Raw genomic sequence first — 17,489 nt, forward strand, 5'->3', positions numbered from 1 at the left:
AGATGTCGATAAAATGCTGAAAAGTTTCGATAAACAAGAGAAAAGTTTCGATAAATCTCAAAAAAGTTTCGATAAACTTCAAAAAAGTCTCGATAAACAATCAAAAGTTCTCGATAAATCTCAAAAGTGCCCCGATAAACCTCTCATCCCCACAAAAAAAAGCCACACTTACATAGAAGTGTGACTCGATAAGCAACAATATTACAAATGCTCAATTTCGTAATTTTTTTGATATTGACTCAGAGAAGGCAGTTTATTATTTATTGAAAAAGTTAAAATTTGAAGCGATAGGTGAAAATAAAAATAGAAAATATATAATTCCTGCCAAATTGTTAGATTAAATGTAAGCGACGCAAACTATCGGTGCGGTCAGATAGTGTCGCTTGTAAGGTAGATGTCGATAAAATGCTGAAAAGTTTCGATAAACAAGAGAAAAGTTTCGATAAACCTCAAAAAAGTTTCGATAAACTTCAAAAAAGTCTCGATAAACAATCAAAAGTTCTCGATAAATCTCAAAAGTGCCCCGATAAACCTCTCATCCCCACAAAAAAAAGCCACACTTACATACAGAGAAGTGTGACTCTTTATTTTAGACTAGTAAGCCGAATAGTTGAATGTCGTTGTTAACTTCTTTGTATTTGAAGCCAAACTCATCCATGCGTGCTAGTAATCCCTCGTAGTCATCACGATTACCAAGCTCGATACCGACTAAGGCAGGGCCACTTTCTTTGTTGTTTTTCTTTGTATACTCGAAAGTTGTAATGTCGTCATTGGGTCCTACAACACTTGTTAAGAATTGGCGAAGTGCGCCTGCTCGCTGTGGGAAGCTTACGATGAAGTAGTAGAGTAATCCTTCGTGAATTAAAGATTTTTCTTTAATCTCCTGCATACGTCCGATGTCATTATTACCGCCACTAATGATGATAACGACAGATTTGCCTTTAATTTCTTCCTTATAATAGTCGAGTGCTGCAACTGATAATGCTCCAGCAGGCTCTGCGATAATGGCGTGTTTATTATAAAGATCTAAGATTGTTGTACATACTTTTCCTTCTGGTACTAGTACGATGTCGTCTAAATAGCGGCGACAAACATCATAAGTGTGATTGCCGACGCATTTTACTGCAGCACCATCTACGAACTTGTCAATCCAATCAAGTGCCACTGCACCGCCTTCTGCAAATGCAGCCTTCATACTGCCCGCCCCAGCAGGCTCTACACCGATAATTTTGCTAGTAGGGGAAAGGTTTTTCACGTAGGCAGAAACACCTGACATTAAGCCACCACCACCGATACTACCAAATATGTAGTCGATCGGTTCCTCCATGTCATTCATAATTTCAACGGCAACCGTTCCTTGGCCTGCGATGACATCAAAATCGTCAAATGGATGGATAAAGATTTTATCGTGTTGTTCACAGTAAGCTAATGCACTTTCTGCAGAATCATCAAACGTATCGCCCGCTAAAATAATTTCTACATAATCACGACCAAACATACGCACTTGATCAATTTTTTGCTTAGGTGTAGTTTGAGGCATAAAAATGCTTGCCTGAATTTTCAGTTGTGCACAGGCGTAAGCAACACCTTGGGCATGATTGCCCGCACTTGCACAAACAACACCAGCTTGGCGAGCATCTTCTTCAATTTTTTTAATCTTATAATAGGCACCTCGAAGTTTAAATGAGCGCACATGCTGTAAATCTTCACGTTTAAAATAAATATTAGCTCCGTATTTCTCGGATAAATATTCATTTTTTTGTAGCGGTGTGTGCACCACTACGTCTTTTAAGAAATGATGTGCAATCAAGATATTTTCTACTTGCACGGTTCTAGCGTCAGTAGCTTCCATAGTATTCATCCTCCGTTATCCGTTTAAAACATTTATCTATGATAGCACACTTTATCAGCTTTTTGTCATTAATTTTTAGTAAATTCTAAATTTTCGGTGTCTATTTTAACTTCTTTCAACGGGTAACCGAAATTTTTTATAGAAATAAAGGATACGCTTTTTTCTTCATAACGAAAATGGTCCAGCATATACTAGAATACTTTAGGACAAGTAGGAGGGTATGTAATTGGAAATCATTCAAGGAATTCTATCTACATACATTCAATTTTTCGATTGGGAAATGTGGAAAGAAGTTTTAACAGACCCCGTTTCTTGGGGGTTAATATCAACACTCATCATTATTGAAGGTTTACTTTCAGCAGATAATGCACTTGTCTTGGCTGTGCTGGTCAAACATTTACCAAACAAGCAACGTAAACGCGCATTAATGTATGGTATGTTAGGTGCTTACTTTTTCCGATTCTTGTTTATCGGAATAGGCGTTTATTTAGTAGATTTTTGGTTTATTAAATTGCTAGGAGCTTTGTATCTAGGTTGGCTTTGTGTCGCCCATTTTTTACAGATGGGGACAGAGGATAGTGTCAAGGAAGTCAAAAAATCAGGGTTGATGGTTCGTATCTTTGGAACGTTTTGGGCGACTGTTATTTCAGTAGAGTTAATGGATATTGCCTTTTCAATTGATGCGATTTTTGCCGCATTTGCGATTTCTAATCAAATTTGGATATTACTAATCGGGGGGATGCTAGGAATATTAATGATGAGAACCATTGCAGGCCTATTTTTAATCATAATTGAAAAAATACCAGAACTAGAGACGGCGGCATTTATTATTATCGGCATTATTGCGCTGAAAATGCTAGTTAGTATCATTGGTGTTGAAGTTCCACACTATATGTTCTTTGTCGTTCTCATTATTGTATTTTCTCTAACTTTCCTTGTTCATATTTTAAAGAAATTAAAAGTCGCTTAATTAAAAAGGGTTCTGTTCTCTTTAAAGAAAGAGGACAGAACCTTTTTTATTTTTATTTTGCATAGTGGTCAGGGTTCACGATATAGAACTTTTCAACATTCAACCAGCTTTCGCTCATTGGCTCACCGTCATCAACGCGTTTTTCAGTTTCTTGCATCATCCAAGCAGTTTGGGACGCATGTGCTTGTAATGCTTTAATTTTATCCGTCTTCATTTCACGAATATCGTAGACAACATGGGGCTCCCCATTTTTTTCAATGGTATCATTTGCAAAGGCACATCCTAACACTTGTGGACGTGCAGCTTTTGGCATACGACGCACAGCTTCTACTACGGCACGTGCTGTTGCCTCATGGTCAGGGTGAACTGCAAAACCAGGTAAGAATGTAATGATAAGAGAAGGCATTAATTCCTCTATTAAACCTTCAACCAGCTTCACCATTTTTTCATCGTCTTCAAATTCAATCGTTTTATCACGGAAACCAAGCATACGTAAATCTTGTATTCCCATAGCCTCTGCTGCCGCGATCAGCTCCTTGCGTCGAATTTCTGGCAAGGATTCACGTGTAGCAAAAGGTGGATTTCCTAAATTACGACCCATTTCCCCTAAAGTTAAACAGGCATATGTAACAGGAGTATTCATTTTCTTTGTATAGTAGGCAATTGTTCCAGATACTGAAAATGCTTCATCATCCGGGTGAGGGTAAACAATTAAAATATGACGTTGTGGTTGTAAATTCAAAAAGTCGTCCCCCTTAATAAGTAAATGGCGTTTCGCTAATTTCTAGTGCTATCGCCAATTTACCAGAGTAGTCAAGCCCAGCCATTAATAAACGGCCTAAATCATCTAATTCAAAATGTGTGATGCCTTGAGCATAAACCCAGCCATGCGCCATTTTTAATCCGACACGATGGGGTGAATCATCTACCACTTTAGCAAGCTCATAGTTGATCTTGGCATTGCGAATAAAAGCACCTGCATTAAAAAATTTCTCATCAAAGTGTGCTGCATAAGAACCGTTTGTCGTCTCAAGATGAATATAAACGTCTTTGTTGGCGAAAGAATTTAATAATTCCTGCAACGTTTTTACTTGTACTTCTTGCACCTTAACACTCCTCTCGATTATTTCTCCTTTAAGTATAGTAAAAAAAATTCACAAAGGGAAATTGAATGCCTCTTTATAATAACTCGGATTTCCTAAAGAAATTTCGAATGCTTGTTCATGTAGAATCTTTAATGAATTTGTTTTAAGGATCGTATTGGATTTTTTAAAAAGTTCTTTAGGATAAAACCTCCATAATCGTTATGCAAGATTTTATAAATGCTACAGGTAGTAAGAGAGTCCAGAAACGCTGTCAAACCAATTGTGTATAAAATCCTGTATAAACAATAACTAGTGATTCAAACGAAAAGGCAGTAACGACAAGGGTTTATCCTTTATCGTCACTGGCTAATTCTGTTGTTATGTCAAGTCGCAATGAGTAGCGTATGGTTTATAATGTTATATTGTTAGACTGTAATAAATATGGAAGGGGATTTCAAAATAGAAATTCGAATTCTTAAGAGTTGCAGAACGGATTCTTATTCAACTAACGTAAGTAGGATAATTTAATAAGGATTAAATTTAGGAGGTGGATAAATGAGTTTTTGTTCATTTATAGCAACAAATTATGAAATGCCAGAATTAAAAACAAAAGCAAAGTATATTACTGTTAAGGAAGCTATTGGATTAGAAATAAAACCACATGAGTTGGTACCTTGGGAGAAGATGGACCCTAATGCCAAAATATTATTTGTTGGAAATGAAGATGACTTAAATGAATTGGTCATTAAAAAGGACGCTTACTATGATGTAAGTGGATATACAAGTTATCCATTCATTTATGAAGTGAATTTTATCTATTCGGAATTGAGGGCAAAGCAATTACTGGAGTACCTAAAAGAAAATATTAGAGAAGGACAGATATTAGAGCTATGGAGAGTATGGGTTGGTCATGACGATAATGAAATAAATATACCGTATATTAGATGTCACTATGAAGAATTATCTCTAAACCATCTGGTACAAATGTACAATTGGAACCATGAAAAATATAAAGAACAATATTGTATAGTATTAGAAAGATAAAAATATAAACAATTCTTCTAACGAGGTGTTATGAACAAATTTGTGAAGAAACGTACACTAACTGTAAAGAATGGTTAAATGAAATAGGGAGGGAGATAATGGATAATCAATTTTTTGTAGGTTGGGGTACATTGGCGTTGATAAATGCTGCACTTGCACAAGGGAAGAATAGAACGGGGTTAAATTGGTTTTTACTTTCTCTTTTATTAGGTCCATTGGCAACACTAATTTTGTTATTTGTTGAAAAGAGACAGTAATAATACATATTCACGATAATTGATATAAGTTAATAAAGTGAGAAGTCGATTATAGATTGGTTTATTTTTTACTAAATTGAAAAGGGATGGCTCTTCACCATAACGTGTGGTTGATTTCTTTGCTAGAAAGAGCTTGTTTTTCGATAAAAGCCCAAAAAGTTTCGATAAAATGAGATTTTGTTTCGATAAAAGCTCAAATAGTTTCGATAAAGAGCGATTTTGTTTCGATAAATCCCTGATGTGATGCTCTTAGTCTTCGTTCCTCTACATGCACGCCGCAGGGTCTCATCTGTAACGCTAATCCCTAAGGAGTCGCCCAGTCGGAACGAAGATCAATTAATACATGGCATATGTTTTAACAAATGTCATCCACAACTTTTGGTGATGACCCAAAGAGGTGTTAAAAATGTCATTTCTTGGACGATGATTGATATGTATTACAAATGATGTAAAATGTTGGGGGTGTAAATTAAATGGTTTCTATGGAAGATATGAGTATAAGGTTATTAATCCTTCGAGGAGCTTACGGATACAAAGGTTTTACTGAGCAAGTTGGAGAAAATATGTACAAAGTTGATACGAAAGCTTTTAAAGAAACGATAGAAAATGCAAAAGAACCAATTGATGCTAGTAAAGTTTCAAAGTTATCATCCAATCAAATTAAAACGTTACAAGGTGCTCCAAGTGGTAGTTGGTTAGTTCCTTTATTAAATAGAATGGGACAATTGGGAATGATGGATTTACGTGAGGGACTAGTCAACCCTAAATTATTCCAATATACTTCAACAATGAATGCTTATAAAAAATCGATTTAAGCCATAATGAAAATAAAAGGCATTAACGAGAAAGTATAAATCCTTATCGTTAATGCCTTTTTCTAATGTTTGTATGGGAATATATAAGGCAAGAAACACAAAGCCTCCGAACGTAATTATGCCGAGGCATAATTAATCGAATTACTACTTTTAGAGCAATATTCTTGAAAAAATTTTTGTAATGTATCAATATAATGAATGTGAAAGCAATTTTGTACAAAATGTGGTGTTTTGTATTGTATACGGTTTCACAAATAAAAAGATACTGCGACCATGATTTCTTCCTAAACCGACAGTTAGGCAGCGTGTAATGTTGAAGGGAATTATAAACTACGTAATAACTAATTCTATCTTGGTACAATAGATGACGTTCCTTCAACATTGATATGTGTAGCTGTGATAAGGGAAGAAGACGGAAACTCATTATCATAGTATAGTAAAAAAGCCGCAATTCTCTTTTATGACGGAGAATCGCGGCTTTTAATAATTGTTAAAAAAACTATAGATTTTTAATCCAAAGGCAAAGTTTTCGTCTGGGCTAAAGTGCTACATCCTCGAGATAGCTTTGATTCCTCGGACAAAAGTGGTGGAGCGCTTACTTTTACTTCGGACTCCCCAGTGCATTTGTTTTTAGTAGATTTCAGGAGTATGTATTTATTAAAATCGGTTAAGCTTGCGTTCTATAGAATCTAGGCGATTGTTGACACTTTGTAGTTGTTTACACATTTGTTTAAATTGTAGATTTTGATCCTGTGTTTTTGCCTTTTTTTCGTGTGCCAATTCCTCTTCCTCCTGCAAGGCTAATATCGTGGCGAGGGTTGATAATGCGTAACCTAACGTTAAAACAATGGAAGAAATTACTTCTACTTTAGAAGAGGTTAATTCTCCTGAGAGTAAATCGGGTTCTTCAATTAATTTTTCATATTTTTGCTTTTTCATTTTTACGCCTCCCATATACAGCTAATATATGGCATAAGAAATGGTAGCGTATCTTGTCCTGTGCTTTTTGCATTTGAAGTACTAATCATTCACTGTTAAGTTAAAATTTTGTAATTTTCTAATAATAAAATTGATAATTATGGGGAATTAGAGCATTATAGTAGAAATAAAGGCGTAAGGTTGATTTCCGTTCCAACTACCGCTTGGGCCAAAGGGGATGTTGGTCACGAAGGCGTTATCACAGGGCGTGATGTTTTTAGACTTCGTTCCTCTATGAGCTCGCGCAATCAACTTATAGACAAGGTATACGTCTTTACAAGTGTCATTCACAACTTTTGGTGATGAACCGAAATAAAACAGTAGTTTTTAGGGGGAATGGATGTGAATAAAGGCTCTAAATATTGTAGAGAATCAAGAGTTATGCGTACAAGTCGAGTTTTTCCGAATGATGTTAACAATCATAATACACTGTTTGGCGGTCGATTAATGAGTGATATCGATCAGGTAGCTTCAATTTCAGCTGCTAAGCATAGTCGTAGAGATTCCGTGACAGCCTCAACGGATTCTGTCGATTTCCTACATCCAATTCGACCAACTGATTCTGTATACTTCGAATCTTATGTAACATGGACAGGAACGTCTTCAATGGAGGTTTTCGTAAAGGTCATTGCTGAAAATTTGAAAACAGGAGAACGAAAGGTAGCAGCAACAGCATTTTTAACCTTTGTCGCATTAGATGAAAATAATAAACCAGCCCCAGTTCCACGCGTCATCCCTGAAACAGTAGAGGAGACAAAGCTACATGAAACTGCATCTGAACGAGCAAAGGCGCGTGCAGAGCGTAAAAAAGAAAGTAAGGCATTGGCTCAATTCATTTCGATGAACGATCCATGGGATATTACCGGCTCGAAATGATGGAGAACTATTCTATGTAAAAGAGGCATCTGGTTAGCAAAACGCCTTCTAATCAGATGCCTTTTATGTTTAAATTTCTGTCACTGTTACTTGTGGTGCGCCAAATCGAGATTTTGCACCGTGCATAACTGGACCGACATAGTCATTTAATGCCCAACCGTGAGCAATTGCAGCTGATACAAATTCTTTTGCTTCGATAACAGCCTCTGGCACTGAAAGACCGTTTGCAAGGTTTGCTGTCACAGAAGCAGCAAATGTACAGCCAGCCCCATGGTTATAAGTAGATTCGATTTTTTCAGATTCTAATAAGTAGAATTTTTCACCGTCGAAGAATAAGTCGGTTGCTTTTTCAGTAGCTAACGCTTTTCCGCCTTTAATGACAACAGCTTTAGCACCTAGCTCATGAATTTTACGAGCTGCTATTTTCATCTCTTCGATTGTTTTTGGAGTTCCAGTTCCTGCTAATTGTCCAGCCTCAAACAGGTTTGGTGTTGTCACTGTAGCCAATGGTAAAAGATGTTGAATCATCGCATCTGTGTTACCAGGGTTTAATACTTCATCGTCCCCTTTACATACCATTACAGGGTCAATAACAACATTTGGTGTACCAGATTTTGAGATAGCATCACCAGCGATACGAATGATTTCTTCAGTTGACAGCATACCAGTTTTTATTGCGTCAATGCCTGTTGAAAGAGCCGTATCGATTTGCTTTTGTAAAAGCTCGGTTGGCAATGGAGTTACATTATGTGCCCAACCGTTTGGATCCATTGTTACGACAACCGTTAATGCCACCATGCCGTATGTTCCATGTTCTTGGAATGTTTTAAGATCGGCTTGCATACCTGCGCCGCCTGAAGTATCTGAACCAGCAATCGTTAAAGTTTTTTTAAGAGCCATGTGAAAGATCCCCTTTATAAATGAATTCGTTAAAATTACCATCTAGTATAGTCTTATTCTGATTCTATCAAAATAGTCAGAATGAGATATTTTTGTAAGGTCAGTTTTAACATCTTTCAGCCAGTGTTCAAACATCTGTTGAAATAGAGAAGCTCAATTAAGAACGCCATGTCCTGTGGCAATGACTGAGTGATCAACATCATGTTGTTGCTGCTGCCGCTACGCTTTCGCACAGACAAACTCCTGTTGCTGCTGCCGCTACGCTTTCGCACAGACAAAACCATGTTGTTGCTGCCGCTACGCTTTCACACAGACAAAACCCTGTTGTAGTTGCCGCTACGCTTTCGCACAAAAAACATTCCGGTAAAGGAGTTCTTTGTACAAGCACAAAGCAGATTCCGGACGCTTTTATGTCGAGGTATAATTGATCTGATGCTTGAATTCAACATTTTTTTTTTGTACCGTTGTAAGAAGAGAAAGGGGCTTATATTAGATGAAAGAAGTATTCCCGAATGATTGGCAAGCAATACTTGCAGATGAATTAGAAAAAACATACTATACGAAGCTAAGTCAATTTCTAGCACATGAATATTCAACACAAACAATTTATCCACCAATGAATGATGTAATGAATGCATTTTCTACGTCAGCTTATTATGATGTAAAGGTCGTGATTTTAGGTCAGGACCCATATCATGGATCCAACCAAGCACATGGATTAAGTTTTTCGGTCATGCCAGGAATCCCACATCCACCAAGCTTGCGAAATATGCTACAAGAATTACAAGATGATCTTGGGTATGCAATCCCTCAAAACGGTACATTAACAAAATGGGCGGAGCAAGGTGTAATGTTATTGAACACTGTATTAACTGTTCGAGCAGGTCAGGCGAATTCTCATAAAAATCAAGGATGGGAGCAATTTACGGATGCAGTAATCGATAAACTAGCATCAAGAGAACAACCAATTATTTTTGTGCTTTGGGGAAAACCGGCACAACGAAAAAAACAATTAATTCGTAAATACTCAACGCCACATTTCATTATAGAAGCACCTCATCCGAGTCCACTTAGTGCTTATCGAGGATTTTTTGGCAGTAAGCCGTATTCGAAAATCAATGCACAGTTAGTGGAGTGGGGAGAGCAGCCAATTGATTGGTGTCTAGCTTAGATTGGCACAAATCGTTTACTTTATACACTTAAGGATTCATGTTACAGTTAATAATAGAAGAAAGTGAGGGGCAACAATGAAGGTAAATTGTTTCAAATGTCAATATTTTAAAGTAACATGGGACCCACAAACTCCACGGGCCTGTGTAGCATATGGCTTTAAAACAAAGCAAATACCATCCGTTGTTGTTAAACAATCCTCGGGCACGGACTGTCTAAAATTTGTGCCAAAAGCAGAAAGTGGGAGAATGCAATGATTCCTTATCAAGCCGTTATTCAACAACTTGAAAAACAACTATCTGGTGTCAAAAATGTTGGAAACGAACAGCAAATTCGTGAAGCATTAACAGCAATCCGAGCATTATGTGATGTGGTATTAGACTCACCTGAAGGCATTTCTAAAGCGCAGTCGAAACACTTGCCACAAATGCTGGTGTCAGAGCCGAAGCAATCAAATTTATATACTGCAAAAATTGAAGAAGAAGACGGAGCAAATGGCGATTCAATTTTTGACTTTTAATGATCTTCATTCAGCAAAGGCTCCCATCTCTGAAGGTGGCTGGATGAATGCGGATGTGGTTCCTTTTCAGTAGGTGTCCCAACGCCTACTGAATGAAGATAAAGCCTCCGGACGCATTGTTTATCTGTGGCGAAAGCGAAGCGACAGCTGCAAATGTTTTCTGTGCGAAAGCGAAGCGACAGCAACAATTACGCCAAGGCGAAATTGATAAAAGGTAGGGAAAATGACATGAAAAAATTTATTGTGACAGGTGCACTCCATGGCTTTTTAGCAGTGGCATTAGGTGCATTCGGTGCACATGCTTTAAAAGATGTTCTAGACGATTATGGTCGCGGGATTTGGGAAACAGCAGTGCAGTACCAGATGTTTCAAGCCACTGCTATACTTATCATTGGTATATTGATGAGCTCCAAACTACTAGGTGAAGTCAAGCAGTTAAATTTAGCTGGAATCTTTTTTAACCTAGGTATTGTCTTCTTTTCAGGAAGCTTGTATGTACTGGCAATCAGCGGCATTAAAATTCTAGGTGCAATCACACCAATTGGTGGAGTACTATTTTTAGTTGGATGGATTCTAATTATAGTTTCTGCCCTGAAACATGCTCGATAAAAAATAGTGTTCCTACAGAGTTACTCCTTTACATTATGTGTAAGGGAGTTTTTGTTTTTTACAAATCACTCAGAGAATTTATCCTCCTTATCGACAATATAATTTCAAAAGTTTATAGTTTTAATTCCTATTTTTTTTGTAAGGATTTATAGTACACTATTATTACCAAATGAGTTCGGCAAAGAGAAAGGGAGGTTTTGTGACATGGAAAAGCTTTTTACTTTACTAGATAATAACTATGAAGAAATGGTAGCGATTCGTCGTCATCTACATGAATATCCAGAGTTGTCCTTTGAGGAAGTGAAAACACCTGCGTATATAGCTGCTTTTCATCGAGCGTTAGGACATGAGGTTCGGGAGCATGTAGGTGAACGTGGTATTGTCGCAACATTACGTGGTGGGAAGCCAGGAAAAACAGTAGCCTTGCGAGCTGATTTTGATGCGTTAGCGATACAGGAAGAAAATGATGTTCCTTATAAATCAAAAATAGATGGCAAAATGCATGCATGTGGACATGATGGTCATACGGCAACATTACTTGGGCTTGCTAAGGCACTCAATGCAATGAAGGATGATATTGTGGGTAATGTAGTATTTATTCATCAACATGCGGAAGAAGTTGCACCAGGTGGAGCGAAGCCTATGATTGAAGATGGCTGTCTAGAAGGGGTAGACGTTATTTTCGGTACACATTTATGGGCACCAACGCCACTTGGAAATATATTGGTGAGAGATGGAGCAATTATGGCTGCTGCGGATAAAGTGGAAATTACGATCCAAGGCAAAGGTGGTCATGGTGCGGAGCCACATCATTCTATTGATGCTGTTGCCCTTGCGTCACAGTTTGTTGTCAATGCTCAGCAGCTTGTATCTCGACGCATAGATCCATTAAAATCAGCCGTTTTAACAATTGGTCATTTTGAGGCGATTAATCCTTTCAATGTAATTGCTGAACGAGTAATACTATCAGGGACAGTCCGTACTTTTGAGGAGCAGGTGCGTAAACAGATGGAGCAAGAGCTTGAGGCAGTATTAAATGCCACTTGTCTAGCTTTTGGCGCAAGCTATGAATATCGTTATACTAGAGGCTATCCACCTGTTTATAATCATGTGAAAGAAACAGAATTTATTGCACAGCTTGCAGCAGATGTACCAGGAGTAGAAAATGTTATAACGTGTTCACCATTTATGATAGGTGAGGACTTTGCGTATTATTTAGAGAATGTACCAGGTACATTTTTCTTCACTGGTGCCAAAAAGCCTGAGTGGGAAGTGGCATATCCACATCATCATGCACGCTTTGACTTTGACGAACGCGCAATGTTAATTGCTGCCAAAACATTAGGGAAAGCAACATTACAGTATTTACAAGAAAATCAATAGTATACGTAAAAATCGGCATGCTAGGAGTTATCCTAACATGCCGATTTTTTCCTTGTTCGCGGAAAGCGAAGCGATATGAATTTTTGTTTAGTGAACTTTAGATTCTATGGATTTTGATTAAAATAAGCCATTTCCTCATCATATTCAGCATAATCAAAGTAAATCATTGGGAATAGGAAACGATGATTCGATTTGAGTTCACGTAAAATAACATGATCCCGACCTGCAGCTTCTACAACACCTCGCACAATTTTTGTGTTTTGGCCTTGTTCAATGGCGTGCTCGAAAGAAAAATGGAAAGTACCGGGTTTTCCGCGATTCAACCGTAAAATGTTTTCAATATAAGATTGCTCACGTACAGGTAGTGTGCTTGGATTTGCTGCTGGAGGAGGGGGAGTCATTTGTTGTTGCGTTGTCGGTGTCCAATAATAAGGCATCATAAGTTATCAACCTACTTTCTTTTAGATTTGAAGACAATCTTCTTCGCTAGGGGAGAAAAAATGCGATTTGTATCTGCCTGAGTTCCAATGACCCTACCATTGTGCAGGACAATCTCCCTAAGTTCTGAAAAAACATAGCGAATGAGTCGCTGAGTGAAATCTTTCGCCTTGAATAACTCTGCTAATCTAATGTCTTGATCACGTTCTCGTTGATAAAAGTAACCTTTTGTTGTCGCTTCAAAGCCTCCTTTGACGCTGATAAACCATTTAATCATCACCAGACTCTAAAAAATCTACTCGTACACGATTGACACCAACAGTGCCGACCTTCAGCATACTTAAGTCTTCATCGCCTTCTGCCTAAGCGCGCATAAGCTTCGCGAGCAGGGCTGTTTGTGCATCATTCGTCTTTATAACGGCGATTTTTATTCCTCCTCGCAGACAGTATATGCATGATGGTATTGTAGACATGTTCAATTTTAACTTTTTTCAGCAGATGTCTTTGGTAGCGAAAGCGAAGCGTCAGCTACAGATGTCTTTTGACCGAAAGCGAAGCGACAGGTGCAGATGTCTTTTGTAGCGAAAGCAAAGCGTCAGCTACAGAAGTCTCCCACTTCTATAGGTGGTGAGATGAATGCGGGTTTAAGTTACCTTTTGTCCAAACACCTGCTGAAATAGAGGAACTCAGTCTAACAACGCCACGTCCTATGGCAATTTATCTGTGCGAAAGCGAAGCGACAGCAACACGGTTTTATCTGTGCGAAAGCGAAGCGACAGCAACAACAACAACAACAACAACACACGACTGAGTGACCAACATCACGGTGGCCTAAAGTCTCTGACGAAGAAATTCACCTTTTAAAATTGCTTAGCATATATTAATAATGACGAGTAGTCTGTAGAGGCCAGGTTATACGTGTGAGGTGATAGGGGATGGAGATTGGTGTTTGGATAGGTATTTTGTTGAGCGCTGTGCTGGCATTTTTGGTAGGGGATTTTTATGGACAGCCACTCCATTGGTATCTCTTTATATTAATAATCGTAGTGGGTTTTTTCATCAATACCGTTATATTAATTTTGAAAGTTAAGGATGAAAAGTCTTAAAGTACAAGTCAATCTATAAGAAAGTGTCATCGTAGTGGGTGGCGCTTTTTTTTTGTTAAAATTTTGTGATTGGATAGCTAAAATATTGTGTTTTACAAGTATATTGAAATTAAATTGTGACATACTAATGTGGAAAATTATTTTTTGTTTTCATAAAGGAGTGTTACAATGCATATTTTTGGTACGTTTGTAGCAATTATCATAAGTGCATTTATGGCTGTTGGTATTGCAGAATACTATCAGCAACCATACAATTGGTATTTAGTTTTTCTTATGATTCTAACTGGTTTTTTTATTCATACAATTATTTTAATATTGGAATCAGAGAACAGCGAAGAAAATGAATTTTAAAAAATGCGAGCCCGTTAATATGGACTCGCATTTTTTATATTTAAAACCGTTTTCGATTAGACAGTTAAGAATTTCGCTAGTTTTTCATTATCAAGAAGGTTACCAACGAAGAATGCACCAAACTCACCGTAGCGAGCTGAAACTTCATCGAAACGCATTTCATATACTAATTTTTTGAATTGTAATACGTCATCAGCAAATAATGTTACGCCCCATTCGTGATCGTCGAAGCCAACAGAACCAGTAATAATTTGTTTAACTTTACCAGCATAGCCACGACCAATCATACCGTGAGAACGCATTAGAGATTTGCGGTCATCCATTGAAAGCATATACCAGTTATCATTGCCTTGACGACGCTTATCCATTGGATAGAAGCAAACATGCTTAGCACGTGGAAGTTCAGGATATAGACGAGCACGCACATGTGGATTTTGGTATGGATCTTCGTCTGAATCGCCTGCTAAATAGTTAGAAAGCTCTACAACAGATACATATGAATATGTAGGAATTGTAAAATCAGCAATCGCTAATTTATTGAAGTCAGCTTCAAGCTCTTGTAGCTCATCCATTGTTTCACGTAATGTCATAATCATAAAGTCAGCTTTTTGACCAACGATTGCATAAAATGCATGAGCACCAGTTTTAGCGATATCAGCCTCGTTTAATTTTTCTAAATAAGCAATGAATTCTTCTACTGCTGCTTGACGTTCTTCAGCAGAAACTAGTTTCCATGAAGCCCAGTCGATTGAGCGGAAATCATGCAAAGCGTACCAACCATCTAAAGTAATTGCTGCTTCATTCATTATTTAAAACACTCCTTTATAAGTGAATACTATTCGAATTTTAGTTTATCATAGTTTGTACAAAATCCCTAAGTTCATGATTGCATTTCACGAATTTGACACCTTCCATAGATAATGTATTCTAAAGAGAAGAGATGTAAATAGAGGAGCACCAATCATGAAAAGTATATTACAACAGCCGATTTGGCGTTTTTACGATCAATCCATTAGCGCAAAGCAAAGATCGCCACTTGAATCCTTTGCAACAGACGATACTTTATGTCAGCTAGTTGGGCAATTAGCCTCTCCGCCAACTATTCGTACATGGGTACATGATGCATCTGTTGTGCTCGGTATTCAGGATCACCGTTTACCATATGTGCAGCACGGTATGGACTTGCTTAAGACACGTGGTTATCATCCTATAGTACGCAATTCAGGCGGATTAGCAGTTGTCCTTGATGAAGGGGTACTGAATATTTCCGTTGTTTTATCTGAACAAACGGAAACGCTAAGCATTAATGATGGCTATGATGTAATGGTAGCCCTAGTAAAAGGATTATTCCCTGAAGTAGCGGATCAAATTGAAGCCTATGAAATTGTAGGTTCCTATTGTCCGGGCTCCTATGATTTGAGTATTGAAGGAAAGAAATTTGCTGGTATTTCTCAGAGACGCTTACGCCAAGGAGTAGCAGTGCAAATATATTTATGTATTGAAGGAAGCGGTTCAGAACGAGCTGCACTCATTCGCGACTTTTATGAAGAAAGTCTAAGAGGAGAGGAAACCAAATTCACATACCCTAACATTGTCCCTGATGTGATGGCGTCACTATCCGAACTTATTGATGCATCATTAACAGTGGAAGGTGTTGTTATTCGTTTACAGCAACTTCTTCACAATCTGGCCGAAGAAATTCGTTTTGAGTCTTTTGGTGATGAAGAACTGACGTTATATGCATTCTATTTACAACGTGTTTTAGAACGTAATAAGAAAATGCTCGAACCAAAGTGATAGATGGCAACGACAAAAGAAAAAGCGATGCTGCTAACTAAGCGCATCGCCATTTTCTTGAGGGTAAGGGCTACTTACAACAAGATTTCCGTTTTTCTCCATTTTAAAAACAGGTGCAATTCGTTCTTCCTCTTCATCTAGTGTTACTAGTCGTCTAGCACGGTTCATAATTTGAACAAATTGCTCGTAATCTTTTCGAATAGCTCTGTTTTCCTCTTCTAGCTGTGTAATTGTCTTCTCTAGCTTTTTATTTTTCTCAGATGTTACATGCACTAGCTGTCTCCATTTTGAAGACTCATTACCTATTTCACCAGAGTGCTGTAAACGTAGTAAATAGGCTATGACAATATCAAGAGATAATGCAGATAGAGGAATTGATTTACCCTCTGCGGCACTACTATTGACTGTAAACATACTAGAAGCACGGCGTCTTGCTGGAGCACCCAACACTCGCATTCTCTCTTTTCTTTCCTTTTTCGCTTCTGCTAGTTGCTCCTCATACTCCTTACGAACAACAGCATTCCAACGGAAACCACATGCAGCAGCAGTACGATTCAAAGCATCGCCAGCTTCTTCAAAGGCATTTAACTGTGTACTTCCTTCCGTTACATGGCGAATAACCGCCTCTGCTAATAATTCATCATTTTCATCTAACCAAGCATCTTGTCTTACTTTACTCATGTTAAAATCCTCCCACCTTTATTTGGAACTTTTTATTTACAACTAGCATGACCAATCTTTTAACCTTTTATTCATCCATGTGGAAGGAATTATGCTTGAATACAAGGTGAAAAGTGCGATACAATACCCGATGTAGGTTTGTACGTATGCTACATACTTAAATATGTGAAGCTCATACGTTCAATAGAAGCGGTTTTTTGAATCAATTATGGCCTCGGCATAATTGCGTCCGGAATCGGCTTTGTGCTTAGGCCTGCACGATGCAGGTCAGTTAGCCGTTATCGCATGGATGAGATGATTTTAGGCTAACATCCCCTAAGAACTCCATTCTGATTCCGTGACATCCGCCGGAGGTTGTAACTTCTTTCAGCGGATGCTAAAAGAAGTTACAAAAATACTATATAGAAAGGGTTGTTGACAAAATGGCAAACGAATTTAAAGTTTGCGATGAATGTCAGGCCGTTAACTTAAAAACGTTAATTCCAAAATTAAAGGAAATCGATCCTGATGCAACCATCGAAATTGGCTGTCATTCTTACTGTGGCCCAGGACGTAAAAAAACATTTACCTTCGTAAATAGTCGCCCTGTTGCTGCATTAACGGAAGAAGAACTAATGGAAAAGGTTTTAGCAAAGTTAAAAAAATAAGTAAAATAAG

At 37.9% G+C, this 17,489-nt stretch carries 24 protein-coding genes and 1 pseudogene; 15 read left to right on the plus strand and 10 right to left on the minus strand.

Annotated elements, in window-relative coordinates; genetic code table 11:
- Positions 1 to 184: hypothetical protein (locus tag QRN68_RS20855; RefSeq protein WP_285398927.1), on the plus strand; the 184-nt coding region annotated here is incomplete at its 5' end.
- A 405-nt stretch (positions 185 to 589) separates the two neighbouring features.
- On the opposite strand, the gene ilvA is transcribed toward QRN68_RS20855, so the two are convergent.
- Positions 590 to 1,852 (minus strand): threonine ammonia-lyase IlvA, encoded by a 1,263-nt coding sequence (ilvA, locus tag QRN68_RS20860; RefSeq protein ID WP_285398929.1) that lies wholly within the window; start codon positions 1,850 to 1,852, stop codon positions 590 to 592.
- A gap of 226 nt (positions 1,853 to 2,078) precedes the next feature.
- Between ilvA and QRN68_RS20865 the strand changes: the two genes are divergently transcribed.
- A complete protein-coding gene (locus QRN68_RS20865) occupies positions 2,079 to 2,822 on the plus strand; it encodes a TerC family protein (RefSeq protein WP_285398930.1) in 744 nt (247 codons plus the stop codon).
- 52 nt (positions 2,823 to 2,874) lie between these two features.
- Here the strand turns inward: QRN68_RS20865 and bshB2 are convergent, their stop codons facing one another.
- On the minus strand, positions 2,875 to 3,564 hold the full coding sequence (gene bshB2 / locus QRN68_RS20870) for a bacillithiol biosynthesis deacetylase BshB2 (RefSeq protein WP_285398931.1): 690 nt from the start codon (positions 3,562 to 3,564) through the stop codon (positions 2,875 to 2,877).
- Positions 3,565 to 3,577: 13 nt separating this feature from the next.
- Positions 3,578 to 3,928, minus strand: coding sequence for a YojF family protein (locus QRN68_RS20875; protein ID WP_053484519.1), 351 nt, complete (start codon positions 3,926 to 3,928; stop codon positions 3,578 to 3,580).
- 534 nt (positions 3,929 to 4,462) lie between these two features.
- On the opposite strand from QRN68_RS20875, the gene QRN68_RS20880 reads away from it, so the two are divergent.
- The 3 genes from QRN68_RS20880 (at position 4,463) to QRN68_RS20890 (ending at position 6,023) form a co-directional block, all read left to right on the plus strand.
- Positions 4,463 to 4,951 (plus strand): magnesium transporter, encoded by a 489-nt coding sequence (locus QRN68_RS20880; RefSeq protein ID WP_285398932.1) that lies wholly within the window; start codon positions 4,463 to 4,465, stop codon positions 4,949 to 4,951.
- A gap of 98 nt (positions 4,952 to 5,049) precedes the next feature.
- Positions 5,050 to 5,208 carry a hypothetical protein gene (locus tag QRN68_RS20885; RefSeq protein ID WP_285398933.1) on the plus strand — a complete coding sequence of 53 codons (159 nt, stop codon included), beginning with the start codon at positions 5,050 to 5,052 and terminating at the stop codon, positions 5,206 to 5,208.
- Between the two features lie 473 nt (positions 5,209 to 5,681).
- A complete protein-coding gene (locus QRN68_RS20890; protein WP_285398934.1) occupies positions 5,682 to 6,023 on the plus strand; it encodes a hypothetical protein in 342 nt (113 codons plus the stop codon).
- A 657-nt stretch (positions 6,024 to 6,680) separates the two neighbouring features.
- Here QRN68_RS20890 and QRN68_RS20895 read toward each other — a convergent pair.
- Positions 6,681 to 6,962, minus strand: a complete 282-nt coding sequence (locus QRN68_RS20895) for a hypothetical protein (protein WP_285398935.1) — start codon at positions 6,960 to 6,962, stop codon at positions 6,681 to 6,683.
- A gap of 420 nt (positions 6,963 to 7,382) precedes the next feature.
- Between QRN68_RS20895 and QRN68_RS20900 the strand changes: the two genes are divergently transcribed.
- Positions 7,383 to 7,877 carry an acyl-CoA thioesterase gene (locus tag QRN68_RS20900; RefSeq protein WP_481817478.1) on the plus strand — a complete coding sequence of 165 codons (495 nt, stop codon included), beginning with the start codon at positions 7,383 to 7,385 and terminating at the stop codon, positions 7,875 to 7,877.
- 69 nt (positions 7,878 to 7,946) lie between these two features.
- Here QRN68_RS20900 and thiD read toward each other — a convergent pair whose 3' ends face one another.
- Together thiD and QRN68_RS20910 are read right to left on the minus strand one after the other, a co-directional pair.
- Complete coding sequence (thiD, locus tag QRN68_RS20905) at positions 7,947 to 8,777, minus strand: bifunctional hydroxymethylpyrimidine kinase/phosphomethylpyrimidine kinase (RefSeq protein ID WP_285398937.1); 831 nt, start codon at positions 8,775 to 8,777, stop codon at positions 7,947 to 7,949.
- Between the two features lie 199 nt (positions 8,778 to 8,976).
- Positions 8,977 to 9,165, minus strand: coding sequence for a hypothetical protein (locus tag QRN68_RS20910; RefSeq protein WP_285398938.1), 189 nt, complete (start codon positions 9,163 to 9,165; stop codon positions 8,977 to 8,979).
- Between the two features lie 105 nt (positions 9,166 to 9,270).
- Between QRN68_RS20910 and QRN68_RS20915 the strand changes: the two genes are divergently transcribed.
- The 6 genes from QRN68_RS20915 to QRN68_RS20940 all read left to right on the plus strand — a co-directional run bounded on the left by QRN68_RS20915 (position 9,271) and on the right by QRN68_RS20940 (position 12,459).
- Entirely contained in the window at positions 9,271 to 9,948 is a 678-nt protein-coding gene (locus tag QRN68_RS20915) for a uracil-DNA glycosylase (RefSeq protein ID WP_285398939.1), read from the plus strand.
- 76 nt (positions 9,949 to 10,024) lie between these two features.
- The gene (locus QRN68_RS20920; protein ID WP_068985233.1) at positions 10,025 to 10,204 is read left to right on the plus strand and encodes a uracil-DNA glycosylase; all 180 of its coding nucleotides are present in this window, start codon (positions 10,025 to 10,027) and stop codon (positions 10,202 to 10,204) included.
- Positions 10,201 to 10,467 carry a YwdI family protein gene (locus QRN68_RS20925; protein ID WP_285398940.1) on the plus strand — a complete coding sequence of 89 codons (267 nt, stop codon included), beginning with the start codon at positions 10,201 to 10,203 and terminating at the stop codon, positions 10,465 to 10,467. The genes QRN68_RS20920 and QRN68_RS20925 overlap by 4 nt, the downstream gene beginning before the upstream one ends.
- A 92-nt stretch (positions 10,468 to 10,559) precedes the next feature.
- A complete protein-coding gene (locus tag QRN68_RS20930; RefSeq protein ID WP_285398941.1) occupies positions 10,560 to 10,685 on the plus strand; it encodes a hypothetical protein in 126 nt (41 codons plus the stop codon).
- Between the two features lie 10 nt (positions 10,686 to 10,695).
- Positions 10,696 to 11,076 carry a DUF423 domain-containing protein gene (locus tag QRN68_RS20935; protein ID WP_285398990.1) on the plus strand — a complete coding sequence of 127 codons (381 nt, stop codon included), beginning with the start codon at positions 10,696 to 10,698 and terminating at the stop codon, positions 11,074 to 11,076.
- A 204-nt stretch (positions 11,077 to 11,280) separates the two neighbouring features.
- On the plus strand, positions 11,281 to 12,459 hold the full coding sequence (locus tag QRN68_RS20940) for a M20 family metallopeptidase (RefSeq protein ID WP_285398942.1): 1,179 nt from the start codon (positions 11,281 to 11,283) through the stop codon (positions 12,457 to 12,459).
- A 104-nt stretch (positions 12,460 to 12,563) separates the two neighbouring features.
- Here QRN68_RS20940 and gerQ read toward each other — a convergent pair whose 3' ends face one another.
- Together gerQ and QRN68_RS20950 are read right to left on the minus strand one after the other, a co-directional pair.
- On the minus strand, positions 12,564 to 12,899 hold the full coding sequence (gene gerQ / locus QRN68_RS20945) for a spore coat protein GerQ (RefSeq protein WP_285398943.1): 336 nt from the start codon (positions 12,897 to 12,899) through the stop codon (positions 12,564 to 12,566).
- A gap of 21 nt (positions 12,900 to 12,920) precedes the next feature.
- Positions 12,921 to 13,235 (minus strand): annotated as a pseudogene (locus QRN68_RS20950) (cell wall hydrolase).
- Positions 13,236 to 14,171: 936 nt separating this feature from the next.
- Between QRN68_RS20950 and QRN68_RS20955 the strand changes: the two are divergent.
- A complete protein-coding gene (locus tag QRN68_RS20955; protein WP_285398944.1) occupies positions 14,172 to 14,354 on the plus strand; it encodes a hypothetical protein in 183 nt (60 codons plus the stop codon).
- Positions 14,355 to 14,410: 56 nt separating this feature from the next.
- Here QRN68_RS20955 and hemQ read toward each other — a convergent pair whose 3' ends face one another.
- Positions 14,411 to 15,160, minus strand: coding sequence for a hydrogen peroxide-dependent heme synthase (hemQ, locus tag QRN68_RS20960; RefSeq protein ID WP_285398945.1), 750 nt, complete (start codon positions 15,158 to 15,160; stop codon positions 14,411 to 14,413).
- Positions 15,161 to 15,317: 157 nt separating this feature from the next.
- On the opposite strand from hemQ, the gene lipL reads away from it, so the two are divergent.
- The gene (gene lipL / locus QRN68_RS20965) at positions 15,318 to 16,151 is read left to right on the plus strand and encodes an octanoyl-[GcvH]:protein N-octanoyltransferase (protein WP_285398946.1); all 834 of its coding nucleotides are present in this window, start codon (positions 15,318 to 15,320) and stop codon (positions 16,149 to 16,151) included.
- Positions 16,152 to 16,184: 33 nt separating this feature from the next.
- Here the strand turns inward: lipL and QRN68_RS20970 are convergent, their stop codons facing one another.
- Complete coding sequence (locus QRN68_RS20970; RefSeq protein WP_285398947.1) at positions 16,185 to 16,832, minus strand: RsfA family transcriptional regulator; 648 nt, start codon at positions 16,830 to 16,832, stop codon at positions 16,185 to 16,187.
- Positions 16,833 to 17,254: 422 nt separating this feature from the next.
- Between QRN68_RS20970 and QRN68_RS20975 the strand changes: the two genes are divergently transcribed.
- Positions 17,255 to 17,479: a YuzB family protein gene (locus tag QRN68_RS20975; protein ID WP_049667962.1), complete on the plus strand. Its 225-nt coding sequence runs from the start codon at positions 17,255 to 17,257 to the stop codon at positions 17,477 to 17,479.
- Positions 17,480 to 17,489 lie beyond the last annotated feature (10 nt).

Origin of the sequence: Lysinibacillus sp. fls2-241-R2A-57 (assembly GCF_030209535.1) — a bacterium.
Lineage (GTDB): Bacteria > Bacillota > Bacilli > Bacillales_A > Planococcaceae > Lysinibacillus.

Bases quoted from the DNA above. Each gene is read 5' to 3' on its own strand.
- ilvA (WP_285398929.1), bottom strand. From the start codon at position 1,852: ATGGAAGCTACTGACGCTAGAACCGTGCAAGTAGAAAATATCTTGATT.
- QRN68_RS20880 (WP_285398932.1), top strand. From the start codon at position 4,463: ATGAGTTTTTGTTCATTTATAGCAACAAATTATGAAATGCCAGAATTA.
- QRN68_RS20885 (WP_285398933.1), top strand. From the start codon at position 5,050: ATGGATAATCAATTTTTTGTAGGTTGGGGTACATTGGCGTTGATAAAT.
- QRN68_RS20890 (WP_285398934.1), top strand. From the start codon at position 5,682: ATGGTTTCTATGGAAGATATGAGTATAAGGTTATTAATCCTTCGAGGA.
- QRN68_RS20895 (WP_285398935.1), bottom strand. From the start codon at position 6,962: ATGAAAAAGCAAAAATATGAAAAATTAATTGAAGAACCCGATTTACTC.
- QRN68_RS20900 (WP_481817478.1), top strand. From the start codon at position 7,383: ATGCGTACAAGTCGAGTTTTTCCGAATGATGTTAACAATCATAATACA.
- thiD (WP_285398937.1), bottom strand. From the start codon at position 8,777: ATGGCTCTTAAAAAAACTTTAACGATTGCTGGTTCAGATACTTCAGGC.
- QRN68_RS20915 (WP_285398939.1), top strand. From the start codon at position 9,271: ATGAAAGAAGTATTCCCGAATGATTGGCAAGCAATACTTGCAGATGAA.
- QRN68_RS20920 (WP_068985233.1), top strand. From the start codon at position 10,025: ATGAAGGTAAATTGTTTCAAATGTCAATATTTTAAAGTAACATGGGAC.
- QRN68_RS20925 (WP_285398940.1), top strand. From the start codon at position 10,201: ATGATTCCTTATCAAGCCGTTATTCAACAACTTGAAAAACAACTATCT.
- QRN68_RS20930 (WP_285398941.1), top strand. From the start codon at position 10,560: ATGAAGATAAAGCCTCCGGACGCATTGTTTATCTGTGGCGAAAGCGAA.
- QRN68_RS20935 (WP_285398990.1), top strand. From the start codon at position 10,696: ATGAAAAAATTTATTGTGACAGGTGCACTCCATGGCTTTTTAGCAGTG.
- QRN68_RS20940 (WP_285398942.1), top strand. From the start codon at position 11,281: ATGGAAAAGCTTTTTACTTTACTAGATAATAACTATGAAGAAATGGTA.
- gerQ (WP_285398943.1), bottom strand. From the start codon at position 12,899: ATGATGCCTTATTATTGGACACCGACAACGCAACAACAAATGACTCCC.
- QRN68_RS20955 (WP_285398944.1), top strand. From the start codon at position 14,172: ATGCATATTTTTGGTACGTTTGTAGCAATTATCATAAGTGCATTTATG.
- hemQ (WP_285398945.1), bottom strand. From the start codon at position 15,160: ATGAATGAAGCAGCAATTACTTTAGATGGTTGGTACGCTTTGCATGAT.
- lipL (WP_285398946.1), top strand. From the start codon at position 15,318: ATGAAAAGTATATTACAACAGCCGATTTGGCGTTTTTACGATCAATCC.
- QRN68_RS20970 (WP_285398947.1), bottom strand. From the start codon at position 16,832: ATGAGTAAAGTAAGACAAGATGCTTGGTTAGATGAAAATGATGAATTA.
- QRN68_RS20975 (WP_049667962.1), top strand. From the start codon at position 17,255: ATGGCAAACGAATTTAAAGTTTGCGATGAATGTCAGGCCGTTAACTTA.